Annotated in this window: 5 protein-coding genes and 1 pseudogene; all 6 read left to right on the top strand. The window is 37.3% G+C overall.

What is annotated here, in order from left to right; translation table 11 throughout:
* Positions 1-118: 118 nt before the first annotated feature.
* The 6 genes and pseudogenes from thpR to HYU07_04025 all read left to right on the top strand — a co-directional run bounded on the left by thpR (position 119) and on the right by HYU07_04025 (position 6,435).
* Positions 119-646 (top strand): annotated as a pseudogene (gene thpR, locus HYU07_04050) (RNA 2',3'-cyclic phosphodiesterase).
* A gap of 199 nt (positions 647-845) precedes the next feature.
* Complete coding sequence (locus HYU07_04045; GenBank protein MBI2129385.1) at positions 846-1,226, top strand: hypothetical protein; 381 nt, start codon at positions 846-848, stop codon at positions 1,224-1,226.
* A gap of 49 nt (positions 1,227-1,275) precedes the next feature.
* Entirely contained in the window at positions 1,276-4,446 is a 3,171-nt protein-coding gene (locus tag HYU07_04040) for a leucine--tRNA ligase (GenBank protein MBI2129384.1), read from the top strand.
* Positions 4,447-4,552: 106 nt separating this feature from the next.
* Positions 4,553-4,846: a hypothetical protein gene (locus tag HYU07_04035; GenBank protein MBI2129383.1), complete on the top strand. Its 294-nt coding sequence runs from the start codon at positions 4,553-4,555 to the stop codon at positions 4,844-4,846.
* Between the two features lie 109 nt (positions 4,847-4,955).
* The gene (locus HYU07_04030) at positions 4,956-5,702 is read left to right on the top strand and encodes a hypothetical protein (GenBank protein ID MBI2129382.1); all 747 of its coding nucleotides are present in this window, start codon (positions 4,956-4,958) and stop codon (positions 5,700-5,702) included.
* 118 nt (positions 5,703-5,820) lie between these two features.
* A complete protein-coding gene (locus HYU07_04025; protein MBI2129381.1) occupies positions 5,821-6,435 on the top strand; it encodes a hypothetical protein in 615 nt (204 codons plus the stop codon).
* Positions 6,436-6,582 lie beyond the last annotated feature (147 nt).

Genomic DNA, 6,582 nt, shown 5'->3' with positions numbered 1-6,582 from the left:
GAAGAGACACAAGAAGAAACAGAAGACAGCGAGAACTTCGGCGAAGAATAAGCAGAATATTTGTTTTTTTCTTATTTTTTTAGTTAATTATTTATATCTTCATTTTTGTTGATGCTCTATGAGATTGTTCATTGCTCTTGAGTTTGGAGAATTAAAGGATTATTTCAAAGCAATACAGAGCAAACTTGTAAGCGATAATGCAAAGACCGCCTTAACCAAAAAGCATCACCTGACTTTGAAGTTTCTTGGAGAAGTTGATGAAAAGAATGCTGATTTGATCAAGGGTTCTTTAAAAAATATAAAATTTGAGCCATTCTCAGCAAAACTGGATAAAATCGGAGTTTTTCCGAATGAAAACTATATAAGAGTTGTTTGGATCGGGCTTAAGCCAGATAATAAGATCCTGGAATTGCAGCAGAAGATTGACGAAGCTTTAGCTCCTCTTTTCAAAAAAGAAAAAGGCTTTGCAGCGCATATTACGCTTTGCAGGGTTAAGTTTGTAAAAGATAAAAATGAGCTTATGAATTTGGTCGGCAAGATAAAAATTGAGCCAAAAGAAGTCATGATTAAAAATTTTAAATTGATGAAAAGCACTTTGACCGGCGAAGGCCCGGTTTATGAGGATCTGGAAGCGTTTAGCGCTTAAATTAATGGAAAAACTTAAATATCTGTTCTGTTTTCCATGCATTATGAACATTAAAACCACTATGCAAAATGCGATTTTGTTCTTTGTGCTAGTGGTATTGCTATTGTAAAGCTCAATTGATTTTCGGGCTTTGCATCATTGTTTATCATTTTATTTTTCTCTAAAAAATTTAAAAAATAAAAATCAGAAGGAGGTAAAAATGGAAAACGGCGCATTGAAGGAATTGCTGGAAAAGCACGGCAAGGATATTGTTAGCTTGTACAACGGCTCATGCAATAGAGCCAACATAGTTTCAGTGCAGCCGGGTTTTGAGCATATTCTGATAAGAAATGGTTCGGGGATCACAGGAATAATAGGAGCAAATACTGTTGATTCTGGCCTTGCTGAAAGGCTAAGAAAAGAGAACTGCATTTTAAAATATGATCGTTCAATCGCATATGTTCCGACAGGGAATGGTGTGCTGATGTGCATAAAAGGCATAACAAGAAAGAGAAAAGGCTATGCTGATAATGGCGATCCTGGCAAACCAATTGAAGACGAGCTGAAAACAGGGTATAGCTATGAGAAAATAGAGCTTTAGCCAGTAAAAGCATAAAAATTTATAAATCAAGTTGCAAACTGTAATCAAAATGGCAGATTTCAATAAGATAAGCAGGAAATGGCAGAAGAAGTGGGAAGATGCCAAGATATTTGAAGTTAAAGAGGATCCAAAAAAGAAGAAATTCTACTGCCTTGAGATGTATCCATATCCATCTGGGTCAGGGCTCCATATGGGGCATGTCCGCAATTATACAATAGGAGACTGCTTTGCCCGCTTTAAAAGAATGCAGGGATTTAATGTGCTTTATCCAATGGGCTATGACAGCTTTGGATTGCCGGCTGAAAACGCTGCAATAAAAGCCAAGTCGCATCCCAAGATATTCACCGAAGATGCTATTAAAAATTTCATAAGGCAGCAGAAAGAGCTTGGATTGAGCTATGATTGGAGCAGGGTTATTGCATCTCATACTCCTGAGTATTACAAATGGGACCAGTGGATCTTCCTGAAAATGTTTGAAAAAGGATTAGCTTTCAGGAAAAAATCCGTTGTCAACTGGTGCCCTAAATGCGCCACTGTTCTGGCAAATGAGCAGGTGCATGACGGCAAATGCTGGAGGCATGAGGATACAAATGTTGAAGTAAGGGATCTGGAGCAGTGGTTCTTCAAGATAACAGATTACGCTGAAGAATTGCTTAAGGATATTGATGGGCTGCAATGGAGTGAAGATGTAAAGACAATGCAGCGCAACTGGATCGGAAGAAGCGAAGGAACATTGGTTGATTTTGAAATTAAGACAGATAATAATTATGTTTTGATTCACGGATATGCTGGTTCGCCTGATGCACTTTTTTTCCCATGGCTTAGAAAAGAACTTGAAGGCAAAGGATATAAAGTTAATGTTCCTAATTTGCCTGATACTGATAATCCTGATGTTATAAAACAAGCTGAATATGTTTTAAAAAATGAGAGATTTGATGAAAATACTGTTTTATTGGGGCACAGCTTGGGAGCTGCAGTAGCATTAAAGATTCTTGAAAGATTAGAAAAACCTATTAAAAAGCTAATTTTGGCTGCCGGATTTATCGAGCCAAAATTTAAAGATAAGAAAAGGCCTTTCGATGAAACTTTCAACTGGAAGTTTGATTTTGACAAAATCAAAAAAAATGTAAAAGATATTGCAATACTTAGGGCTAAAAATGATTATGCTTTGCCTCCAGAGAGAGCAGATAAAATAAAAAAAGTTATTGGCGGCGTTATTTTTGATTTTAAAGCTGAGGCAAGTCATATATGCGGAGAGAAAGAACCAGACGTTCTTAATCGATGCTTAGAAAAAATCCCAATATTTACAACAAGGGCGGATACATTATACGGAGTTACATTCATGGTTTATGCTCCTGAGCATCCAAAAGTTCTGGAGCTTGTAAAGGGAACAAGGTATGAGGCAGATGTCAAGAAGTTCATAGAAAAGGTTGTGATAGAAGACAGATTTACAAGAACAGCTGAAGACAAAGAAAAAGAAGGAATGTTTATCGGAAGGTATGCAATAAACCCATTGACAAATGCCGAGATCCCGATTTACATTGCAAATTTTGTTCTGCTTGATTACGGAACTGGCGCAATAATGGCTGTTCCGGCTCATGATCAAAGAGATTTTGATTTTGCAAAGAAATTCAAGATTCCAATAAAGGCTGTAATTAACCCAAGAGAGTATGAGCTGAATGCAGATAAGATGTCGAGGGCTTTTATTGGAGAGGGCTATCTTGTCAATTCAGGCAGATTCAATGATATGAACAATAAAGAAGCGATTCCTGAGATAAACAAATTTTTAGAGAAAGAGGGCATTGGAAAGAAAACTGTGCAGTACAAGTTAAGAGACTGGCTGATTTCAAGGCAGAGATTCTGGGGCTGCCCGATCCCAATTGTTTACTGCGAGAAGTGCGGCATTGTGCCTGTTCCGGAAAAAGAGCTGCCAGTCAGGCTTCCTGAAAATGTCGAGTTTGGCGGAAAAGGAAATCCGCTGGAAAATGTCAGCGAATTTGTAAACACAAAATGCCCCGGATGCAAGGGAAAGGCAAGAAGAGAAACGGATACGATGGACACTTTTATTGATTCAAGCTGGTATTTCCTGAGATATTGCGATCCAAAAAATGAAAAAGAGATCTTTGATAAAAAGAAAGCGGCCTATTGGATGCCGATTGATTTGTATATCGGGGGAAAGGAGCATGCATGCATGCATTTGATTTATTTCAGGTTCTTTACAAAGTTTTTGCGCGATTTGGGATTGGTAAATTTTGACGAGCCTGCTCCCCGCTTGTTTAACCAGGGGATGCTGCACAAAGGCGGCTTTGTGATGAGCAAAAGCAGGGGCAATGTTGTAACGCAGGAAGAGATTGCCCAGAAATACGGAATAGACACGGCGCGATTGTTTTTATTGTTTGTCGCTTCTCCGGACAAGGAAGTTGAATGGAGCGACCAGGGAATAGAGGGGATGTATAGGCTTGTGAATAAAATCTATTCTTTTGTCTCAGAAGCAAAGCTTTCAAAGGAAAGCTCAAAAGAATTATTGAATAAGATGCACAAAACAATAAGGGATGTTACAGATCACATGGATGCCCTTGAATTCAATACAGCAATAATACGGCTTTCAGACTATTTCGATCACCTTGCAAAGTACAGCGCATCGAAAGAAGCTGCTGAAGCTTTTATCAAGATGCTGCAGCCTTTTGCGCCGCATCTGGCAGAAGAATTATGGGAGATGATGGGAAATAAAGGGTTTGTTTCTTTGGCAGAATGGCCTTCTTATAACGAGAAATACATTGATGAAAGCTTAGATGCTTCTGAGAACTTTGTCAGGAATACCATTTCAGATGCAAGAAATGTTTTAACGCTTATTAAAAAAGAAAAACCTGGCAGGATAACATTAATCATAAGCCATAAATGGAAGTATGATTTCTTTAAAACGCTGAAAAAAGAACTTAAGAAAACGCATGATGTAAGGGAGTTGATGAGTGTTTTGATGAAAGATTTTAAACAGCATGGAGCCGAAGTTTCAAAAATAATCCCTGCTGTTGTGAAGGATATGGGAAAGATGCCTGTTATTGTATTGGATCAGAAAACAGAGTTTGAAGCTTTGGAGAAAAACAAGGAAGCGATTGAAAAAGAATTTAACTGCGGGATTGAAGTTGTAAATGCAGAGGATTCCAAAGAGCAGAAGGCGAACAATGCAGCGCCTGGAAAAGCTGCGATTTTAGTTGAATAAATATGCACGCTTAGCCAACAGATTTATAAATAAAATAATATTTTGTCAAAGAGAAAGGGGCAGTAAATCACTCCAGCGAATTATGGGAGATTTTGGAGGCAATAAAATGGATGATGAATATCAATTAGTACCTGATAATGAACTTGATATGAAATACCGACCAGATCAAATACCAAATTATCGAGCACTTAAAGAAATTGAAGCTATAATGCAGAAAAGCATTCCTGATGGTTCCTGGAGGGGAAGTTGGGGTCTTTTTGTTAATGGAGAAATGAGGGCATACAACATCCACATTGATGGGTTAAAGAATATGACAAAAGAAGCATTAGAGAAAAAAATTCCTGTTCTTTTAGTTCAATTTGGTGCAGCTCAAAACATAATTATTCCTGAAGATAACTAATTTTACGTTCTTTTTTAAAGCGCAGATACCAATAATTACATACAGAATTCTTCAATAACTTTCTGAGATTCTGCAAAGGTTTATATATTTCTTGTCATGTAAACTTAGAATGGTGTTTTGGAAGGGATTTTTAAGATTCATTGTAAAGCTTGTTTTTGTGATTGCTTTATTTTTAACAATCTTTCTTGTTTCCTTTGCGCAGCTAACAAATAAGGATGCTATAAAGCCGGTGATAAATGACATTCTGACAGCGCAGCTTCAGCAGGGAATCGGGGAGGCAAATCTGGAGGAAGCGCATGCGCAGCTGGTGCAGGAATGCGGAAACAAGGAAGCAATAGAGCGGGAATTCTCAGGAATGATGGTTTCAGTGAATTGCGCAGAGCTAAATGCAACTCCTCCTTCTGGATTGATGAATCTTATTATAATGTCTTTGTTTGACTCTCTTTACAATAAAAAATATGACTGCTCCCTTGTTGAATGCCTTGCAAAGCCGGATAAAAGCAATATGCTTGTTTTGTTTAATGCGTCAACAAATGCAATGTTCTGGAATCTTTTTAATATTTTTCTCATTATCACTATAGTTTTTGCAGCAATATCCATTCTTATCGCGGAAAAATGGTTTAAAGAAGTGAGAAGCATCGGAATTCGCTGCTTAACTATTGGAGCAACATTCTTTATAGTGGGATTTTTAACTAATTTGCTTTTGCCAAAAGAAAACGCAGCGCTTCTGCCGGTAATATCAAAGCTTTCAGGCAACATAGCTGCGGATTTTATTGTGCTGGTTGCGATCGGGATAGCGCTGACTGTTGTTGGGGTAATATTTGCAAGGCTGAATAAGGGGAAGGGTTCATCTTAAAAGGTAATACTTTGAATTATTCCATAATACCAAAAATATGTCTCGCTTATCCATAATTACTAAAGAGTAGTAGTAAAAACGAAAGATTTATAAAGGCATTATTGTTATTTATTATAAAATGCCACAAGATTTTCCAGATATAAAAAGTTTAGAAATGTATGCAACAGAACTAGAAGTCCATCCTGTGCGGGGTGAAAGCGAGAAAGAATATAGGGCCAAATTGGCTTTAGCAGTTTTAAAGAGATATAAAGATGCTGTTCTTGCTTCTGAAATTATGTTTGGGAAAGGATGGGATAAGTTTGAGAAAGGAGAACAAGGAGCAGCTCTTTTTTTACATAGGCTTAGTGGAAAAATTGAAAAAGCAAGATACACCGCGAATGGCGATAGCCATTTCAATATGCCTTGGAAAAGTTATAAGGCTATTCTAGAAGAAAATGGATTTAGGAGAGTTCTTTCTTATGAGTTTGAAGCGAACCCTTTTGGTAAAAAAGTAAAAGAAGAGTATACACTTTGGGTTGAAGATAAAAAAGCACTTTTGCTCGCAGCAGAAAGTTTTAATGGAGAATGCATGAATTCAACAAAGTTGTATTATGAACTAAATATTCGCAAACCGTATGAAGAACTAAATGAATTGGAAATAATATTGTTGGGAAATGTATTGGAGACATGCAGTCATAGTCCACTAATGAGGTTTGAAGCTATTTGTATCGATCGAGATGTAAGAGAAGGCTGAAAGAACACATATACGCAATAGAATCTTCTGGATTCGAGACTAATAATCCCTGGAAATGTTTTGATGAGCATTTTTTATGGTTGTGCGATTATTCAGAAACAAAAGTCAAAGGACAGGATTATGAAGCAATAGCAAGAAGAAAACTTA

Source organism: Candidatus Woesearchaeota archaeon, assembly GCA_016180285.1.
GTDB lineage: Archaea > Nanobdellota > Nanobdellia > Woesearchaeales > JACPBO01 > JACPBO01.
This window is presented reverse-complemented; position numbering and strand designations above follow the sequence as displayed.